This window comes from Streptomyces sp. NBC_00513, assembly GCF_041431415.1.
GTDB lineage: Bacteria > Actinomycetota > Actinomycetes > Streptomycetales > Streptomycetaceae > Streptomyces.
Map to the genome: position 1 here is coordinate 7,471,065 of NZ_CP107845.1, position 15,523 is coordinate 7,486,587.

Below are 15,523 nucleotides of genomic sequence, written 5' to 3' on the forward strand. Positions count from 1 at the left end.
CTAGGCAGTGACAAGTTCTCGGGTGCGCGACAGTGACGGCGAAGGAATCGACATGACACACAGCCTCGGCACGATCCGACAGATGTGGCAGTTGCTTGAACCGGTACATGCCATGCTCTACTACGCGCCGGAGGCGTTCGAGCAGGCGGCGGCGCTGGGCTACGCCACCGACGAGCGCTGGCCGGGCTACTTCGCCTATCGGGCCGCGCCGCTCGGTCCGGTGGGCCCGCGACTGGTGAGTGCCCTCTTCTACAGCTTCAGCCCGCGGATGGTGGATCGCCATACCGCGACGGCGTGGGCCACGGCCACGGCCGAGCAGGTCCTGGCAGCCCGCGGCGCCGCCGTGGACCGCGCACTGCGCAAGCTCCTCGGCGACCGGGTCGACTCGACGGACCTGCGCGAGACCGCGGAACTGGCCCGGCGCGCCGCCGAGTCGGCGAGCACCGCAGGTCGCCCCATGGCCGCCGCGAACGCCGCGCTGCCCTGGTCCGAGGATCCCCACATGGTGCTCTGGCAGGCCGCCACCATCCTGCGTGAGCACCGGGGCGACGGGCACATCGTGGCCCTCCAGGCGCATGGCATCGGCCCCACCGAGGCCCTGGTCTCACACGCCGCCGCCGGCGCCGCACCCGAGGAGGTGTTCAGCAGCAGGCAGTGGACCGACGAGGAATGGGGCATCGCCCGCGAACGACTCCTCAGCCGTGGCCTGTTGCAAGCGGACGGCGGAGCCACCGAAGAGGGCCTGCGGATCCGCACCTCGATCGAGAAACTCACCGACGAGCTCGCCGCGGCGCCCTGGACGGCGCTCACGGCCGACGAGGTGGCCCGGCTGGCCGAACTCCTCGTGCCGCCGGTGCTCGACATCGTCGGCGCCGGACTCCTGCCGATGCAGAGCACCCTCGGTATCGGAATGAAGTACGACCACGCCTGAGCCGCCCACCCGTCCGGCGGGTTGCCCGGGGCGGTTCGCGCAGGGCTCTGGAGCCCACCTGCCCCACGCCCTTCCCACCCACCTCAGAGCATGATGAGCAGACGCGTCTTGGGCTTGAGCTTCCTGTTCACCGACCGACTCTGCACGTACACCTCCAACTTGGGATTGTGCCCCGCCTTCACGGAGACGGTCCCCTGGACGCCCGTGCCGAACAGGAGGCTGCGTGCCGCATCGCCCGTGTACGCGCGGTCGGTGTCCCTCTCGACCACGATGACCTCCTTGTCGGGTTGAACCTGCACCCGGGTGCCCAACTGGTAGTAGCAGGCGCCGCGTTCGTACGTCACGCCCGGATGCGAGTCGACGAAGGAACGAATCTCGACCTCCGTGTCGACCTTCAGCAGCCGGTACTTGTCGGCCGGCACCGGTTCGAGTTTCGCCCTCACGTCGTCGACCGATATGTCCTGGCCGACCGCGAACAGGTTCTTCGTACCCCGCACGCCCTTCTCGCGGCCACGGAGGAAGCTGGTGGCGGCAGCGCGCACGGTGCCGATCGCCTCCTCGACGCCCTCGTGGGAGTCCGCATCCCAGATGGCTATGTTCCCGGCAGGGAAGCCGTAGTTCTGAGCGGTTCGCTTGGCCAGGGAGTTCGGAACGAGGATCGCGGATGTCCAGTGGCCCGGAAGCGCGTCCATCCGCACCGCGATCTTGTCGAGCCAGGGGCCGAGGACGGCCATGTCGCCGTCGTGCCGTCGGTCGCCGCCGGAGGCGTTCTCCTCGCCGTCCGTCACCACGATCTGGAGGAAGCTGTGCTCGCCGTACTCCTCCCAGATGTGGCCCAGGTCGTCCAGTGACTTCAGGGAGGCTTCGATGAGGGCCGTGGCGCCATTCTTGACCTTGTACAGACCCCGCATGGAAGGCAGATGCTTCACATCCATGTCCCAGACCAGGTTCTCCACCTTGTGGTCGAAGGAGTAGAGACTGATGCGGGTCTCATGGCCGAGCTTGTCCGACTCGGCTTTCAAGCCCGCCACGAACTCGTCCACGACACGGATGAGTTGACCCTGATGCTGATGCATGGAACCCGAGCAGTCCACTACCAGCGCGACGTGATTCACCTTGTGTTGGATCTTGTTGGCGGACATGATTCTGCTCCTTCGCCGAGGCTCCCCGAGTGATGTCTCCACACTATGGGGAGGCACTGACAGCGGAGCTTGACGAGCCGTCACCGCTGTCGCCCCGGCTCTGACCTGGGGCGGCAGCGGTGACGGCGTGGTCGTCGCACGGGTGACGCGACGGGCGCGCTGGGCGGCCGGGGAGCTCCGGCTGGGTGTGCGCCCGAGAGCGCTGTCAGACGCCGACCGCCTCCTCCATCTCCTCTTCTTCCTCCTTCGCCGCCCGCGCCGGGGTGGCCGTGGCGGTCTTGGCCTCGTTCTCCGCGTGGCGCCGTTCGGCCGCGGCGGCCACGAGAGTGAGGACCAGGCCGACGAGCAGCCAGGCGGCGAGGGTCAGGATGTCGCGCAGGAGGCCGTCATGGCCGAAGTAGAGGATGCCGCGCAGGCCGTCCACGTAGCCGGCGCCGTTCCAGAAGGAGTGCAGGGCGCCGAAGAAACCGTTCTGCAACTCGGGTCGGAACAGCCCGCCGGAGCTGGTGAAGTTGAGCATCACGAACAGGACCATCATGGCGAGGGTCGTCCACCGCTTCAGGAAGGTGTGCAGGCCTACGCCGATGAAGAGGATGCCCGCGGAGTAGAGCCAGCTCAGGCCCCACACTCCGGCCAGGCCGTGGTGCGCCAGGTGGAAGACGGGCCCGGCCAGCAGTGCGCCGATGGCGCTGACGACACCGGAGACGGCCACGACCAGCAGGGCGCGGCCGCGCATGCGCAACGCGGCTCCCGCGCCGCCCAGGACGGCCACCGAGGCGTACGAACCGATGCTGACCGCGACGAGCAGGAAGAACAGCCCCTGTCCGGTCGGATCGTCGTCGACGTTGCCGACGACATCGGTGACCTTGAGTGGGGCGCCGTGGCTCGCGGCGATCGGCGTGAAGATCTTCTCGACCACGGTGGCGCCCGTGTCGGAGGCGGCCGTGGCCACGATCAGCTCGGGTGCCGACTCGCTCGGCACGTACGCGCCCGTGATGTGGCGGTCCTTGAGTTCGGCCACGGCGTCGGAGCGGTGGGCGAGCGTGCGGACGTCGAGCGCGTCGCCGGCCTTGTTCTTGACCGTCTGGGCGAGGGTCATCGCCTGCGGGCCCTCGCCGACGATCGCCACCGGCATGTGGTGCGGCTCCGGCTGGACGAAGGCGCCCATGTAGGCGAGGCCCATGCCGAGGCACATCAGCAACGGGGTCAGCAGGTGGGTGAGTACGTGACGCATCGCCGGGCCGCGCAGCCCGGCGACGGCACCGTCGGCGGCGGTGCGCGGGGTCCCCGGTGCGGCGGGGCCCCGGGCGTGGTGGTGGGCGGGTGTGCGACCGGACATGCGACAGGACCTCCGAAGTCGGCGCGGGCTGCGAGTGCAGTCAGTGTCGGCAGGTAGTTGGCATATACAACTTTCGTTCCGGTTGTACTATACAACTAAACGGCGAGGGAGGTCACTGTGACGGCGGAGACAACCGGTACGACGAACGCGGCCGGTACGGCGGAGTCGGTCGGCGGGAGCCATGCGGAGGGCGAGCGCCGGGACGCGGCCATCGAGACGATTCAGCGCGAGATGACGTCCTTCGCCCGGCGCGCGCGGGCGGCGGCCGCGCGGATGCATCCGGAACTTTCCCTGGTGTCCTTCACGCTGCTCAGCCATCTGGAGGAGCGCCGGGGCTGCCGGGCCGCGGACCTCGCCGCCCACTACGCGCTGGACAAGTCGACGGTCAGCCGCCAGGTCGCGGCGCTGGAGCGAGCGGGGCTGGTCGAGCGCCGCGCCGACGCCGAGGACCACCGCGTACAGGTGCTGGAGCTCACCTCCGAGGGGGCCGCGGTCCTGGCCCAGGTGACACGCAACCGCCGCGAGATGTTCCGCGCGCGGCTCGTGGACTGGCCGCGCGAGGACCTGGACCGCTTCGCCGCGTACCTGCTGCGCTACAACGAGATCACCCCGGGCGGCGCCGGGGGAGGGTGCGTGGGGTGAAAGGGGGCGCCGCACCCGCGGCCGGGCGCCGCACACGCGCCCGGGTGGCGCCGTCAGGTCGGGCAGGAGCGAGGGGTGCACCCGGAACGCGTCGGTGCGGTGCCGGTGGCGAAGGTTCGAACGGGGCCGCTCCGGCAGGTCAGGCCGGCGCGCCCACGGGGGGCGTGGCCACGGCCGGCACGCGTCGCAGACGCAGGCAGTCGAGCAGGATGAAGGCGATGCACGCCACCGCGACGTACACGTTGATTCGGGAGGCGCTGACGCCCTCGGCGTAGAGGAACGTGGTGAAGGAGCCGGCGAACAGGCTCCCGACCGCCACATCGGCCAGGGACGCGCGGTGGGCCTTCAGGCTCGCCCCGCCCGCGACGACCGCCAGCACACAGATCAGGACGAACTTCTCGCCCAGCCCCTGCGGTGTGGCCGCCTGGACGCGCGCGGTGTAGAGCAACCCCGCCAGTACGGCCAGGAGGAAGGCGGGGACGTAGAGCACGAAGGCGATCCGGACCCAGCCGGCGGTCCCGGTGGCGAGTGCCGCCTGCTGTCGGGGCGCGCACCAGGCGACGCCGGCGAACAGCGCGGCGGCGACGAGGAACGCGACGGGCACATACGTGCCGGCCCCCAGCACGGTCACCAAACCCGCGTCGACATTGACGGTCTCCGGAGCCACCTCGGTCACCAACTGCTCCGCCCCCAACACCACCGCGACGGCGGCGACCATGGCATAGCCGATATCAGCTTTGATCGCCAGGAAGGCGCTGACCAGCGCGAAGGGGAGGGCGAGGAGAGCGGCGGCGAGGAGGCCGACGAGCGTTCCCGCTGTTCCGTGCGCGCTGTTGACACCGATGACGGCCGAACTCAGGCTCGCGACGCCGACGACGGAGAGCTCCATGCGTCCGGTGCGCACCAACATGTACTGGCTGAGGGCGATGACGCCCGGAACGGCGGCGCTCGCGAGCACGCCTCCCACGATGGCGGGCATCAGCTCGGGCAGTGGCGTCGCATGGCGTCCGAACGCGGCCAAGGGCAATGCGACCGCGGCGCCCGCGACGATCAGCAACCAGGCCGGTTGACCCCTGCGTACCAAGGTCGGAGCGGTGGCCATGTTCCCCCCTGTGTCGCACGGGCACCGGCTCAGCGTATGAGACGCCTTCCGGGTGTGTCCGGCGTACCGCGAACGTCACGAAGGACGCTGCCACCCCCCAGGGGGGCGCGGACGAGCTTTCCCGCATGATCACCGGCTGCGCCGATGGCTTCCGACGCGCGAACGCCCCCTCGACCCAGGACGTCCCGAGCCGGCACGAGCACCGGGTGGACCGACCGGAGGCGGGAGGCCGGGCGGTCGGGGAGTCGGGAGAGCCGTTACGGCGGCGTCGGTCCGTGACCGAGGGGAGCCGGCGGGGGAGAGTGGTGATGTGGATGTCGACGCGCTGATGCGCGAGTTGTACGGATTGCGGCCTCAGGAGTTCACGGCGGCCCGGGACGCCCGTGCGGCAGAGGCGAGGGCGGCCGGTGAGCGGGCCGTGTCGAAGAGGATCGGGGTGCTGCGGAAGCCGACGTTGGCCGTCTGGTGCGCGAACCTCCTCGCGCGTGCGGATGAGGGCCAGGCTCGGCGGCTTCTCGAACTCGGGCGGGCGTTGCGTGAGGCGCATCGGACGTTGGCGGGTGAGGAACTGCGGGAGCTGTCACGCCGCCGGCACGTCGTGATCGCCGCGATGGCCCGCCAAGCCCGCGTCCTGGCCGGCGAGGCCGGGCAGTCGATCTCGGAGGGCGTCCGGCAGGAGGTCGAGCAGATCCTTCACGCCGTCCTCACCGACCAGGAAGCCGCCGAGGCCTGGGCGGGAGGCGTCCTGGTGAAAGCGCCCGATGCGGCCGTGGGCTTCGCCGGACTGGAACCCGCTCCCAGCCAGGCACCACGGCGGGCACCCCGGACCGAGCCGGCACCGTCTTCGTCGAGTGCCGCCAAGGGGCGGTCTTCCGGCGCTCGGGCCGGGTCGGACCAGGAGACCCGAAGGCGGGCTCGCGCTGCGGCAGATGCAGATGCAGATGCGGAGGCGGAGGCCAAGGCGAAAGCCAAGGCGAAGGCGAAGGCATTGGCAGAGCGCGCGGCGGGTGAGGCGGAGAAGGCCGAGGCCGCTCTCGCGCAGGCGCAGGACGAGTCGGCCGACCACCGGTCCCGACTCGCAGCCCTCGAAGAGCAGATCGCGTCCTTGAGAGAGGAACTCGCCCGCAGGGGCGAGGAGCGCGATCACCTCACGAAGTCCGTCGAGACGGTCACACGCCGCCAGGACCGGGCCGAACAGCAGGCGAAGAAGGCCCGCTCGGCGGTTCTGAAGGCGACCGAAGCGCTTGACGCGCTCCAGGACGGATCGAGTCGGCCGGGTCCCGGCTGATCGCCGGTTCGAGCAGGCCCACGAGTGCCCGAACCCGGCTCGGTACGATCTGCATTGCGATCAGGCAGTGGTGGGTTCACGCCGCCGCCCTTCGCCTCCGACGCCGGTGGGGCTGTCGGTGCGGTGCCGGATCGACAGCCCAGGAGACCTCTCTTGACCACCTTCCGACAGCACATGCGGGAGCGGATCGTGCAGGAGTTGGGTGAGATACCCGACGTCCTCAGGCCCGGGATCTATGCGCTGACCTTCCGTATCGACAGTGTCGACCAAGACCCGCGCCTCCCGTATCTGGCGTTCGGATACGTCACGGAGGACCACGTCGACCAGCAGCTGAGCCGGGCGGATCCGCCCGGGGAATGGGAGGCGCGCTGGAGCTACGCGTACTTTCCGCCCTCCGCCTTGGAGGGGGTCGGCGTCCTCGGCCATGACCGCGTCCATGACCCCCGGGGTTCGGAGTTGCACCACCAGGAGGCCGTGACCGAGGGGCTGTGGTGGGAGGGCGGACTCCCAGAGAACGAGAACGAGAACGAAGACAAGAACGAAGACAAGAACGTGGACGGGGACGGGGACGACGAGGAGGGGCGCGCGGAGCGGCTCGACGCCGAGTTCCGCGCCCTCTGCGTCGACCTGGCCAGGGAACTCCACGAGGGAGGGCACCTGGTGGGCACCCTGGGGCGCTCCGTGCCCGTGGTCCTCTATGACATGTTCGCCCCGGACGAGATGTTCGAACTGACCCGCGCCGCCAACCCGCCAGAGGTGGCGGCGGGTTTCCTCTCCGGGGAGCGGATGCTCTGAACTCGCGCGCAATGCGACCGTCACCGCAGAGCGGCTGCGTTGTGTGTGGGCATCAGCCGCATGAGGGGGAGGCCCGCGTCCGGGCTAACGGCGGACCGAGCGCCAAATGTGCTCGGGCAGCGCGTCGGCGGCCTCCTTCAGATCCAGATCCCCCACGGTGAGCCAGCGGCGGACGACACCGACGACCGGACCCATGACGAGGGACTCGATCATGGGGGTGGAGAGTTCTGCGAGGTCGCCGGATTCCCGGTGCCCTTGGATCCAGAGGGCGATCGGTGTCAGCCGGGCCTCCTGGGAGTCGCGGATCTCCCCCGCGTGGGCCATGCCCTCGCGATCCGCGGTGACGGAGTGCATGAGGCGGGCCGCGTCCGGATGGGCTTGTACGAACTCCAGGTAGGCCAGGACAACGGCTTGAATGCCGGAACGCGCGTCGGTCGTCCGGGTCAACGCTGTCAGCAGGGTCCTCAGGAGTTGGCCCAGGGAGCGGTGTGCCAGGGCGGCGAGCACGCCGTCGAGACTGCCGAAATGGTGGTAGATGCTTCCCGAACTGACCCCGCTGGCCTTGGTGATGGCGCCGAGCGTGAGGCCCGCCTCCCCCCGACGAGGCGTAGATGCGAAGGGCCGCGTCCAGGACTTGTTCGACGGTGGCTTCGCCGCGCTGCTGCTTCGGGCTCATCGGGCAGGGGTCCTCGGGTCTCGTCGCCAGATCGCTGTGGCCTCGTCCCGTACAGCGTAGAACACCCTTTTGGGATGTCTTCCCGAAGCGTTTCCCGTTCGGGGAATGGCGAGCGGATGCCCGACGGTCGGGGCCCAAGGCGCCGACCATCGGGCATTCGTGACACCGGGCTTCGACGGATCAGGCGTCCAGGGGGCGCCACGCCGGGCCGTTGCCACTCTGGCGGACGTGGCCGAACACCACGTCGGCAAAGTGGACGCCGAAGCCGATCGTGTCGGGCTCCGCCAACTCGGCGACGAGCCGGCGACGGTGGTCGGCGGTCAGGGCCGGATCGTGGTCGAACGCCGAGGACCACTCGGGGTGGTCGATCTGGATCGGCGAGTGCACGGCGTCACCGAAGGCGATCAGGCGTCGTCCGCCCCCGGTGATGACGTACTCGGCGTGCCCCACGGTGTGGCCCGGCGTGATCCGCACGTGTACCCCGGGGAAGATCTCCTGTCCGTCCGTGATCGTACGCACGCGCGGCGCGAGTGCCGCGACCTGTTCGGTCATGCCCTGGGCCTCCAGGAGGTCGCGACGGGCCCACTCCTGCTCGGAGATCAGGTATTCGGCGTGGGTGAACACGGGCTGGTCGCTGCCGGGGGCGGGATGGCAGGCCCAGCCGGTGTGGTCGGAGTGGAGGTGGGTGAAGGCCACCGCTTCGATGTCCTCCGGTCGTCGACCGAGCTCGGCGAGGCTGTGGGGGAGCGCGCCTCCGTGGATCGTGCCGAGGGGGCCGTCCGGGGCTTCGAGCGTCTGCGGTCCGAAGCCCGTGTCGATCAGGAGCGCTCGATCGCCGTGTTCCACCAACAGGCCGCCGACGCTCCCCACGAGGTGCCCCGTGGAGTCCAGGTACTCCGGGTGCGCGTCCCACACCTCGTCGGTGGTGGCCTGGAGCAGGGGACGCGGTCGGAGTCGCACATCGCCGTCCGGCACGTACGAGACCTTCGTGTCGCCCAGCCGTATCGAGCGGATTCCCGCCGCGCGGCGCAGTCGAATGCCGTCGTCAACCGTCAGTTCGGCCATGGGTGTGCTCCTGTGATTGGGCGTCAGGTCGTCGCGGGCCTTGCGGCGACGACGCCACCATAAGCATCAAGCTCGAATCATTCAAGCTGGAAATATGTAGCCTTGATGGACTTGCTAGAGTGGTGGCATGACGACGCCCCCCGAGCAGCAGGCCATCGCCGAGCGACAGCTGTGCGGTCTGGTGAACGGGCTGGCCCAGCGCATCGCGGAGCATGTGCGGGAACGCGCCGCGACCCTGGGTCTCACCGCGCCGCAGGCGACCGCACTGCGGGAGATGAGCGGGCCGATGACCATGCGGGACCTCGCCGAACGCATGAGCTGTGAGCCCTCCAACACCACCTTCGTCGTCGACAAGCTGGAGAAGCAGGGTCTGGTCGAGAGGCATCCGCACCCCACCGACCGCCGCGCCAAGCACCTCGTCCTCACCGCCGCGGGCGCCGCACTGCGGACGCGCCTCCTCGAACTCCTCGCCGTCGACTCACCGCTGTCCGGACTCGGCCCGCAGGAGCAGAGCGTCCTGCGCGGGCTGCTGGAGCAGGCCGTCACCTCTCCGTGAGTCCTCAGGTGGCGCCCCCCCTCACAGCGGGGGCGGCGCCGTCGCGAGCTTGGCCGCGTTCACACCGACACCCGCGCGGCAACCGCCCGAAGTCCCGGCGTGAGGCGCGTCAGTCCGGTGTGTCGTCGGACGGACCGGGTTGCCAGCGCAGCAGGTCGCCGGGCTGGCAGTCGAGTGCCTCGCACAGCGCGGCGAGCGTGGCGAAGCGCACGGCCTTGGCGCGGCCGTTCTTGAGCACGGCCAGGTTGGCCGGAGTGATCCCGACGCGCTCGGCGAGTTCACCCACCGACATCTTCCGCCGGGCAAGCATCACGTCGATGTCGACGGTGATCGGCATCAGATGACCTCGTCCAACTCGGCTTGCAGGTGGGTGGCCTCGACGTCACGGGCGACGGCGCGCGCGAGCAGCATCCGCAGGACGAACACGATGAGCGCGACCCCCAGGACCCCCACGCCGGCTCCGCCGATCAGCAGGACCATGCCCGGCGGAACGGCCTCGCCCGGCGCCAGGAGCACCCCCAGGGCGAACACCAGCAGGGCGGCCGCGACGACCGCGCCGATCACCACGTCCACGTACCGGAACGCGGCGTGGGAGAAGACCGTGCCGCGTTTCACCATCGTCACCAACCGCCACACGCACACCAGAGTCACCTGGACCGCCACGACGCCCAGGAACGTGAGCGCGAGGAGCGGGATGCGCAGGTACGCGTACCCAGGGTCGAGGTCCTCCAGGTCGATGGCGAACAGCGGCACCATCACCGCCTGTACGAATGCCGTGCCGACCGCCAGCATCACGAGTACGGCCCGCAGTGCGAGCATCGCCAGTCTTCCCATCGTCTCTCCCCAGATCGAGCAACGATGGAAATCTATCGAGAAACGATAGGTGCCGGCAAGGGGCCGCCCGGGCGGAGCCCGCGCTCCGAAGAAACTGCCCCGGGCGGCCCCGGGGCTCACGGTCGGGGGCCGAGTCGGGGGCCGCCCGCCCGGCGGTCCTTTTCCGGTGGCCCGTCGTCGAAGTGGCGCCGCGGGTCGGGCGCCACTTCGACTTCAGATCACTGGAGCACCTTGGAGAGGAAGGCACGGGTGCGGGCGTGGCGGGGATCGTCCAGCACGGCGGCGGGTGGACCCTGCTCGACCACGACTCCGCCGTCCATGAACACGACGGAGTCGGCGACCTCACGCGCGAAGCCGATCTCGTGGGTCACCACGATCATGGTGGTTCCGGCGCGGGCCAGATCCTTGATGACGTCCAGAACCTCACCGACGAGCTCCGGGTCGAGCGCCGAGGTCGGCTCGTCGAAGAGCAGCACCTTGGGTTCGAGGGCGAGCGCGCGGGCGATGGCCACCCGCTGTTGCTGCCCGCCGGACAACTGCCGGGGGTAGGCGTCGGCCCGGTCCGCGAGGCCGACCCGCTCCAGCAGTCTGCGAGCCGTCTCCTCCGCCTCCTTGCGCGGCCGGCGCAGCGCGGAGAGTGGTGCCTCGACGAGGTTGTCCAGCACGGTGAGGTGGGGGAAGAGGTTGAAGTTCTGGAAGACGAACCCGATGTGCGTGCGCTGCTTCAGAACCTCCTTCTCCTTCAACTCGTGCAGCCTGCCCCGGGAACTGCGGTAGCCGATCAGCTCGCCGTCCACGCTGATCCGGCCGCGGTCTACCTTCTCCAGGTGGTTGATCGTGCGCAGCAGCGTGGACTTCCCCGAGCCGGAGGGGCCGAGGATCACCGTGACCTCGCCGGCGCGGACCCTCAGGTCCACGCCACGCAGCACCTCCACCGCCCCGAAACTCTTGTGGACGCCCTGGACGTCGACCATGACCTCGCTCAAGGCTCCTCCTTCTCGGTGCGCGGACCGACGGGACCGAGGACGGCGCTCACGTGTGTTCGGCCGGGTTGGTCTGCGACGTGGCGATCTTGGAGTCGGTGGTGCCCCACTTCTTCAGGATCCGCTCATACGTCCCGTTCTTGATCAGCTCGTTGACGGCGGCCTGGAAGGCGGGCGTCAACGGGGAGCCCTTCTTGAAGGCGAAGCCGACGTCGAGACGGTGGTACTCGCCGAGGAAGGTGGACTGCGCGGCGGGCTGCGCCGCCTGGTAGCGCAGTCCGTTGATCGTCGACATGACGGCGTCGATGCGACCCTGCTGAAGAGCGGTGGTGACGGCCCCGTTCTCGGAGAAGACCTTGACCTCGTAGGGCTTCTTGCCGGCCGCGGCGCACACGCCCTTCTGTGCGGTGAGGGTCTTCTCGAACGTCGTGCCCGCCCCGGTGCCGATGGTCAATCCGCACAACCGGGTGAGATCGTCGACCTTGCCGGTGAGCGTGGTGCTGCCCGTCTTGACCGCGAAGCCCTGGCCGTCGTTGATGTACGTCACGAAGTCGATGGTCTTCAGGCGTTCCGCGGTGACGCCGAAGTTGCCCGTGCCGAAGTCGTACTTGCCGCTGCCGAGGGCGGGGAGGATCGTCTCGAAGGAGGCGTCCTGCCGTTCCAGCTTCACGCCGAGGACCTTGGCCACCGCGTCGGCGATGTCGATGTCCTGGCCCGCGGGCGGCTTGTCCTGCCCGTTCGGGTAGTACGCCGAGGGCGGGGCGCCGACGGAGCTGCCGACCCGCAGCGTGCCCGCCGTACGGACGCCGGAAGGAAGCAGCGCGGCGATCGAGTCCACGGTGCGCACGCCGGCGACCGGGTCGTCTGCCGGCGCGGGGGAGGCCTGGGCGCCCGCCACCGCCGGCGCCCCGCCGTCGGATCCGCAGGCCGCCGTCAGCGTCAGCAGGGGCAGGAGGGCGAGGGCGGCGACGGTACGCAGGCGGGTGCGGGTGCCGTTCCCGGGGAGGTTCACAGCGGGGAGGCCTTTCCATGGCGGGGTGTGGTGAACGTGCGGGGTGCGCCGGGGCGGAGGACGGGTGCGCGGCGGTACCGGGTGAGCAGGCGGGGCGCGTGCGTCGCGGAGCTCATCCGCGTACCGCCGTGAGCGTCTCGCGGGTGGGGCGTCCCGGGCTCGCGGCGTCCTGCCGGGCTCCACGCGCGGCGTCGCGCTTCGCGACCTCCTCGCGGACGAGCGGGATCACGTACCGGCCGAAGTCGACGGCGTCGCCCAGCAGGTCGTAGCCGCGCGCCGAGAGGATGTCGACGCCGAGGTCGTAGTAGTCCAGCAGGGCCTGCGCGACCGTCTCCGGGGTACCGACCAGGGCGTTGGAGTTGCCCGCGCCACCGGTGGCGGCCGCGGTCGGGGTCCACAGCGCCCTGTCGTAGCGCTCGCCCGCCTCGGCGATGGCGATCAGGCGCTGCGATCCGGTGTTCTGGGGTGCCGCCGCCTGAAGGACTCCGTTGCGGTGGTGCCGTGCGAGGCCCGCCTCCCGGCGCTGCTTGATCGCTCCCACCGTGCGGTGGGCCTTCTCCCAGGCCAGCTCCTCGGTCGGGGCGATGATCGGACGGAACGCGACCTGGATGCGGGGCACGTCCGTGCGGCCCGCGGCCTCCGCCGCGGCCTTCACCGCGTCGATCTGCTGAGCGGTCTGCTCCAGCGGTTCGCCCCACAGGCAGTAGATGTCCGCCTCCGCTCCTCCCGCGGCGTACGCGGCGTCCGAGGAGCCCCCGAACGAGACGGCGGGGCGCGGCTGTTGAACGGGGAAGACATCGCTGACGAAGTCGTGGAAGCGGTAGTGGTCGCCCTCGTGGTCGAAGGGCTCGCGGGAGGTCCAGATCTTCTTGACGATCCGGATGTACTCAAGGGTGCGGGCGTAGCGCTCGTCCTTGGTGAGGGTGTCGCCCTCGCGGCCCTGTTCGTGGTCGTTGCCGCCGGTGATGAAGTGCACGGCGAGCCGGCCCTCGCTGATCTGGTCGAGGGTGGCGAAGGTCTTGGCGGCGAAGGTGGGGTACGAGACGTTGGGCCGGTGGGCGAGGAGGATCTGGAGGCGGTCCAGTCTGCTCGCGATGTAGGCGGCCGCCGGGGCCGGGTCCGGGGAACCGGAGCCGTAGGCGAAAAGGACCCGGTCCCAGCCGTGGTCCTCGTGCGCCCGGGCGAGCCGGAGCGTGTACTCCTTGTCGAAGGCCGCGCCGGAGCGCGCGGTGGTTTCGGAGCCGTCGTTGGTCGCGGCTATGCCGAGGAATTCCACGGGCATGGGGTGGCCTCTCGGAAACGGTGATGAAAAGCGGGCACGCGGGCAGGACTGAACTGCCCTTCGTCGGGCGCGGGTTGTGGGCGCGTCGAAGAGACGCACGCGCGGGTGGTGCGGGGCGGTCCGGGGATGAGCGGGCGTGACGACGCGGGGCGTCGGGAGGATCGATCGGGGTCGCGCGGCAGCGCGCGTCCGGGCTCGCGGCAACAGCGCTCTCTCACGCGGGCCGCGGCACGCGCGCGCTGGTGAAGCGAAGGGGGAACTCGGCCCGCGACGGGGTCACCGAGGGAGGGAAGGGCCGGTCAGACGGCCCGCTGCCGCGTCAGGCGCAACACGCCGCGGACCACACCCGACCAAAGTCGATGTAGTCGCGCGAGAACAAGCGCTGATGGGCATTCATGCGTCTACTTGAGCAGTACATGATGCGCTTCGTCAAGCAAAGGCCCGCATGCCGGACGGCCTCGGCGTACGGCCTCGGCGTACGGCCTCGGCGTACGGCCTCGGCGTACGGCCTCGGCGTGCGGAACGCTCATGGTTGACACCGGCGTGCCACGGGCGCATAAGCTCGACGGTGGACCGGTTCCGCCGCGCGCGGCAGCCGATCCGGCCGCGTTGAGGGACGCGGCGAGCGTGACGACACGAGTGCCCGATCCCGGCTGCCCCGGCGCCGCCGGGTCGTCATCCGCGCCCGCCTCCCTCCTTGGAGAGCCTTCCCATGGCCACCCCTTCCGACGTGTCCGACGCCTCCGACGTGTCCCATCCCGTTCCCGTTCCCGCTCTTGGTTCCGTTCCCCCGGTCGGGCCCGTGACCAAGCCCGCGGGGGCGGAACACGGCCCCGATGTCGAGGTGCCGCCCATCGTGCCCCGCCGGCACGTGGGTCGTTGGCTGTCCGCCGCCGCCGCTCTGCTGGTCTTCGTCATGGTGCTGATCTCCGTCGTCCGCAACGACGCCTTCCAATGGGACGTGGTGGGCCGGTACTTCACCACCACCGCCGTGCTCGACGGGCTGCTGCTGACCTTGTGGCTGACCGGCGCGGTGATGGTGCTCGGCTTCCTGCTCGGCACCCTGCTGGCGGTGATGAGGCTCTCCGGCAACCCGGTGCTGCGTACGCTGAGCTGGGGATACGTGTGGATCTTCCGGTCCACACCGCTGCTGGTCCAACTGCTGTTCTGGTTCAACATCGGCGCCCTGTACCCCACCCTCGGCCTCGGCATCCCCTTCGGGCCCGAACTCTTCTCCGTCAAGACGGTGAACCTGCTCGGCCCGACCCTCACCGCCGTCATCGGCCTCACCCTGCACGAGAGCGCGTACGCCGCCGAGGTGGTGCGCGGCGGAATCCTCTCCGTGGATCCCGGACAGACCGAGGCCGCGCAGGCGCTCGGCCTGAGCAGGCGCCGGACCCTGCGCCGGATCGTCGTGCCGCAGGCGATGCGGTCGATCGTGCCGACCGCCGGGAACATGCTGATCGGCACGCTCAAGGGCACCAGCATCGTCAGCGTGCTGGCCGTCCACGACCTGCTGTACTCCGTGCAGTTGGTCTACAACCAGAACTACCAGGTCATCCCGCTGCTGATGGTGGCCACCCTCTGGTACGTCGCCGTCACCACCGTCCTGAGCGCGGGCCAGTACCACGTCGAGCGGTACTACGCCCGCGGGACCGCCCGGGACCTCCCCCCCACGCCCCTGCGGCGGCTGCGCATCCGGCTGGCGGGCCTGCGCGCCCGGCTGCGGACGGTGACCGCCCCGAGCGGCCGGTGACCTGAAATCGCGGCCGTCACGGCCCCGTTTCATTTCACCGGAAGGCGTTGTGTGTACGGCGGATGAAATCGGTACGCGCTTCTCCGCTTCCCGATATGCAGACCGTTGACACCCCTTCTC

Annotated in this window: 15 protein-coding genes and 1 pseudogene; 6 read left to right on the forward strand and 10 right to left on the reverse strand. The window is 70.1% G+C overall.

Annotated features, from left to right (window positions below; genetic code table 11):
• Nucleotides 1-52 precede the first annotated feature (52 nt).
• The gene (locus OHA84_RS33690; protein ID WP_266968105.1) at nucleotides 53-931 is read left to right on the forward strand and encodes a hypothetical protein; all 879 of its coding nucleotides are present in this window, start codon (nucleotides 53-55) and stop codon (nucleotides 929-931) included.
• 83 nt (nucleotides 932-1,014) lie between these two features.
• Here the strand turns inward: OHA84_RS33690 and OHA84_RS33695 are convergent, their stop codons facing one another.
• Together OHA84_RS33695 and OHA84_RS33700 are read right to left on the reverse strand one after the other, a co-directional pair.
• Nucleotides 1,015-2,073, reverse strand: coding sequence for a vWA domain-containing protein (locus OHA84_RS33695; protein ID WP_266968103.1), 1,059 nt, complete (start codon nucleotides 2,071-2,073; stop codon nucleotides 1,015-1,017).
• A 205-nt stretch (nucleotides 2,074-2,278) separates the two neighbouring features.
• Nucleotides 2,279-3,322, reverse strand: a complete 1,044-nt coding sequence (locus tag OHA84_RS33700) for a hypothetical protein (RefSeq protein WP_266973844.1) — start codon at nucleotides 3,320-3,322, stop codon at nucleotides 2,279-2,281.
• A gap of 321 nt (nucleotides 3,323-3,643) precedes the next feature.
• Here OHA84_RS33700 and OHA84_RS33705 point away from each other — a divergent pair, with 321 nt between their 5' ends.
• The gene (locus OHA84_RS33705) at nucleotides 3,644-4,054 is read left to right on the forward strand and encodes a MarR family winged helix-turn-helix transcriptional regulator (RefSeq protein ID WP_266973842.1); all 411 of its coding nucleotides are present in this window, start codon (nucleotides 3,644-3,646) and stop codon (nucleotides 4,052-4,054) included.
• 139 nt (nucleotides 4,055-4,193) lie between these two features.
• On the opposite strand, the gene OHA84_RS33710 is transcribed toward OHA84_RS33705, so the two are convergent.
• Nucleotides 4,194-5,156, reverse strand: coding sequence for a hypothetical protein (locus tag OHA84_RS33710; protein ID WP_266968101.1), 963 nt, complete (start codon nucleotides 5,154-5,156; stop codon nucleotides 4,194-4,196).
• Between the two features lie 310 nt (nucleotides 5,157-5,466).
• Between OHA84_RS33710 and OHA84_RS33715 the strand changes: the two genes are divergently transcribed.
• Nucleotides 5,467-6,444, forward strand: coding sequence for a hypothetical protein (locus tag OHA84_RS33715; protein WP_266968099.1), 978 nt, complete (start codon nucleotides 5,467-5,469; stop codon nucleotides 6,442-6,444).
• Between the two features lie 153 nt (nucleotides 6,445-6,597).
• Nucleotides 6,598-7,239 carry a hypothetical protein gene (locus OHA84_RS33720; protein ID WP_266968097.1) on the forward strand — a complete coding sequence of 214 codons (642 nt, stop codon included), beginning with the start codon at nucleotides 6,598-6,600 and terminating at the stop codon, nucleotides 7,237-7,239.
• An 84-nt stretch (nucleotides 7,240-7,323) separates the two neighbouring features.
• On the opposite strand, the pseudogene OHA84_RS33725 reads toward OHA84_RS33720, so the two are convergent.
• Both OHA84_RS33725 and OHA84_RS33730 read right to left on the reverse strand, forming a co-directional pair.
• Nucleotides 7,324-7,915, reverse strand: a pseudogene (locus OHA84_RS33725) (TetR/AcrR family transcriptional regulator).
• Between the two features lie 180 nt (nucleotides 7,916-8,095).
• Entirely contained in the window at nucleotides 8,096-8,980 is an 885-nt protein-coding gene (locus OHA84_RS33730; protein WP_266968095.1) for an MBL fold metallo-hydrolase, read from the reverse strand.
• A 127-nt stretch (nucleotides 8,981-9,107) separates the two neighbouring features.
• On the opposite strand from OHA84_RS33730, the gene OHA84_RS33735 reads away from it, so the two are divergent.
• Nucleotides 9,108-9,536, forward strand: a complete 429-nt coding sequence (locus OHA84_RS33735; protein WP_266968093.1) for a MarR family winged helix-turn-helix transcriptional regulator — start codon at nucleotides 9,108-9,110, stop codon at nucleotides 9,534-9,536.
• A 109-nt stretch (nucleotides 9,537-9,645) separates the two neighbouring features.
• Here the strand turns inward: OHA84_RS33735 and OHA84_RS33740 are convergent, their stop codons facing one another.
• From OHA84_RS33740 to OHA84_RS33760, 5 genes are all read right to left on the reverse strand, one after another.
• Nucleotides 9,646-9,873, reverse strand: a complete 228-nt coding sequence (locus OHA84_RS33740; RefSeq protein ID WP_266968091.1) for a helix-turn-helix transcriptional regulator — start codon at nucleotides 9,871-9,873, stop codon at nucleotides 9,646-9,648.
• Nucleotides 9,873-10,370: a DUF2975 domain-containing protein gene (locus OHA84_RS33745; RefSeq protein WP_266968089.1), complete on the reverse strand. Its 498-nt coding sequence runs from the start codon at nucleotides 10,368-10,370 to the stop codon at nucleotides 9,873-9,875. The genes OHA84_RS33740 and OHA84_RS33745 overlap by 1 nt, the downstream gene beginning before the upstream one ends.
• Before the next feature lie 218 nt (nucleotides 10,371-10,588).
• A complete protein-coding gene (locus tag OHA84_RS33750) occupies nucleotides 10,589-11,356 on the reverse strand; it encodes an amino acid ABC transporter ATP-binding protein (protein ID WP_323181817.1) in 768 nt (255 codons plus the stop codon).
• 46 nt (nucleotides 11,357-11,402) lie between these two features.
• On the reverse strand, nucleotides 11,403-12,365 hold the full coding sequence (locus tag OHA84_RS33755) for an ABC transporter substrate-binding protein (RefSeq protein ID WP_266968087.1): 963 nt from the start codon (nucleotides 12,363-12,365) through the stop codon (nucleotides 11,403-11,405).
• Between the two features lie 112 nt (nucleotides 12,366-12,477).
• Entirely contained in the window at nucleotides 12,478-13,647 is a 1,170-nt protein-coding gene (locus OHA84_RS33760) for an LLM class flavin-dependent oxidoreductase (RefSeq protein WP_266968085.1), read from the reverse strand.
• A gap of 712 nt (nucleotides 13,648-14,359) precedes the next feature.
• Here OHA84_RS33760 and OHA84_RS33765 point away from each other — a divergent pair.
• A complete protein-coding gene (locus OHA84_RS33765) occupies nucleotides 14,360-15,403 on the forward strand; it encodes an amino acid ABC transporter permease (RefSeq protein WP_266968083.1) in 1,044 nt (347 codons plus the stop codon).
• Nucleotides 15,404-15,523: the final 120 nt, after the last annotated feature.

Bases quoted from the DNA above. Each gene is read 5' to 3' on its own strand.
- OHA84_RS33765 (WP_266968083.1), top strand. From the start codon at position 14,360: ATGGCCACCCCTTCCGACGTGTCCGACGCCTCCGACGTGTCCCATCCC.
- OHA84_RS33735 (WP_266968093.1), top strand. From the start codon at position 9,108: ATGACGACGCCCCCCGAGCAGCAGGCCATCGCCGAGCGACAGCTGTGC.
- OHA84_RS33745 (WP_266968089.1), bottom strand. From the start codon at position 10,370: ATGGGAAGACTGGCGATGCTCGCACTGCGGGCCGTACTCGTGATGCTG.
- OHA84_RS33695 (WP_266968103.1), bottom strand. From the start codon at position 2,073: ATGTCCGCCAACAAGATCCAACACAAGGTGAATCACGTCGCGCTGGTA.
- OHA84_RS33705 (WP_266973842.1), top strand. From the start codon at position 3,644: ATGACGTCCTTCGCCCGGCGCGCGCGGGCGGCGGCCGCGCGGATGCAT.
- OHA84_RS33690 (WP_266968105.1), top strand. From the start codon at position 53: ATGACACACAGCCTCGGCACGATCCGACAGATGTGGCAGTTGCTTGAA.
- OHA84_RS33730 (WP_266968095.1), bottom strand. From the start codon at position 8,980: ATGGCCGAACTGACGGTTGACGACGGCATTCGACTGCGCCGCGCGGCG.
- OHA84_RS33710 (WP_266968101.1), bottom strand. From the start codon at position 5,156: ATGGCCACCGCTCCGACCTTGGTACGCAGGGGTCAACCGGCCTGGTTG.
- OHA84_RS33740 (WP_266968091.1), bottom strand. From the start codon at position 9,873: ATGCCGATCACCGTCGACATCGACGTGATGCTTGCCCGGCGGAAGATG.
- OHA84_RS33760 (WP_266968085.1), bottom strand. From the start codon at position 13,647: ATGCCCGTGGAATTCCTCGGCATAGCCGCGACCAACGACGGCTCCGAA.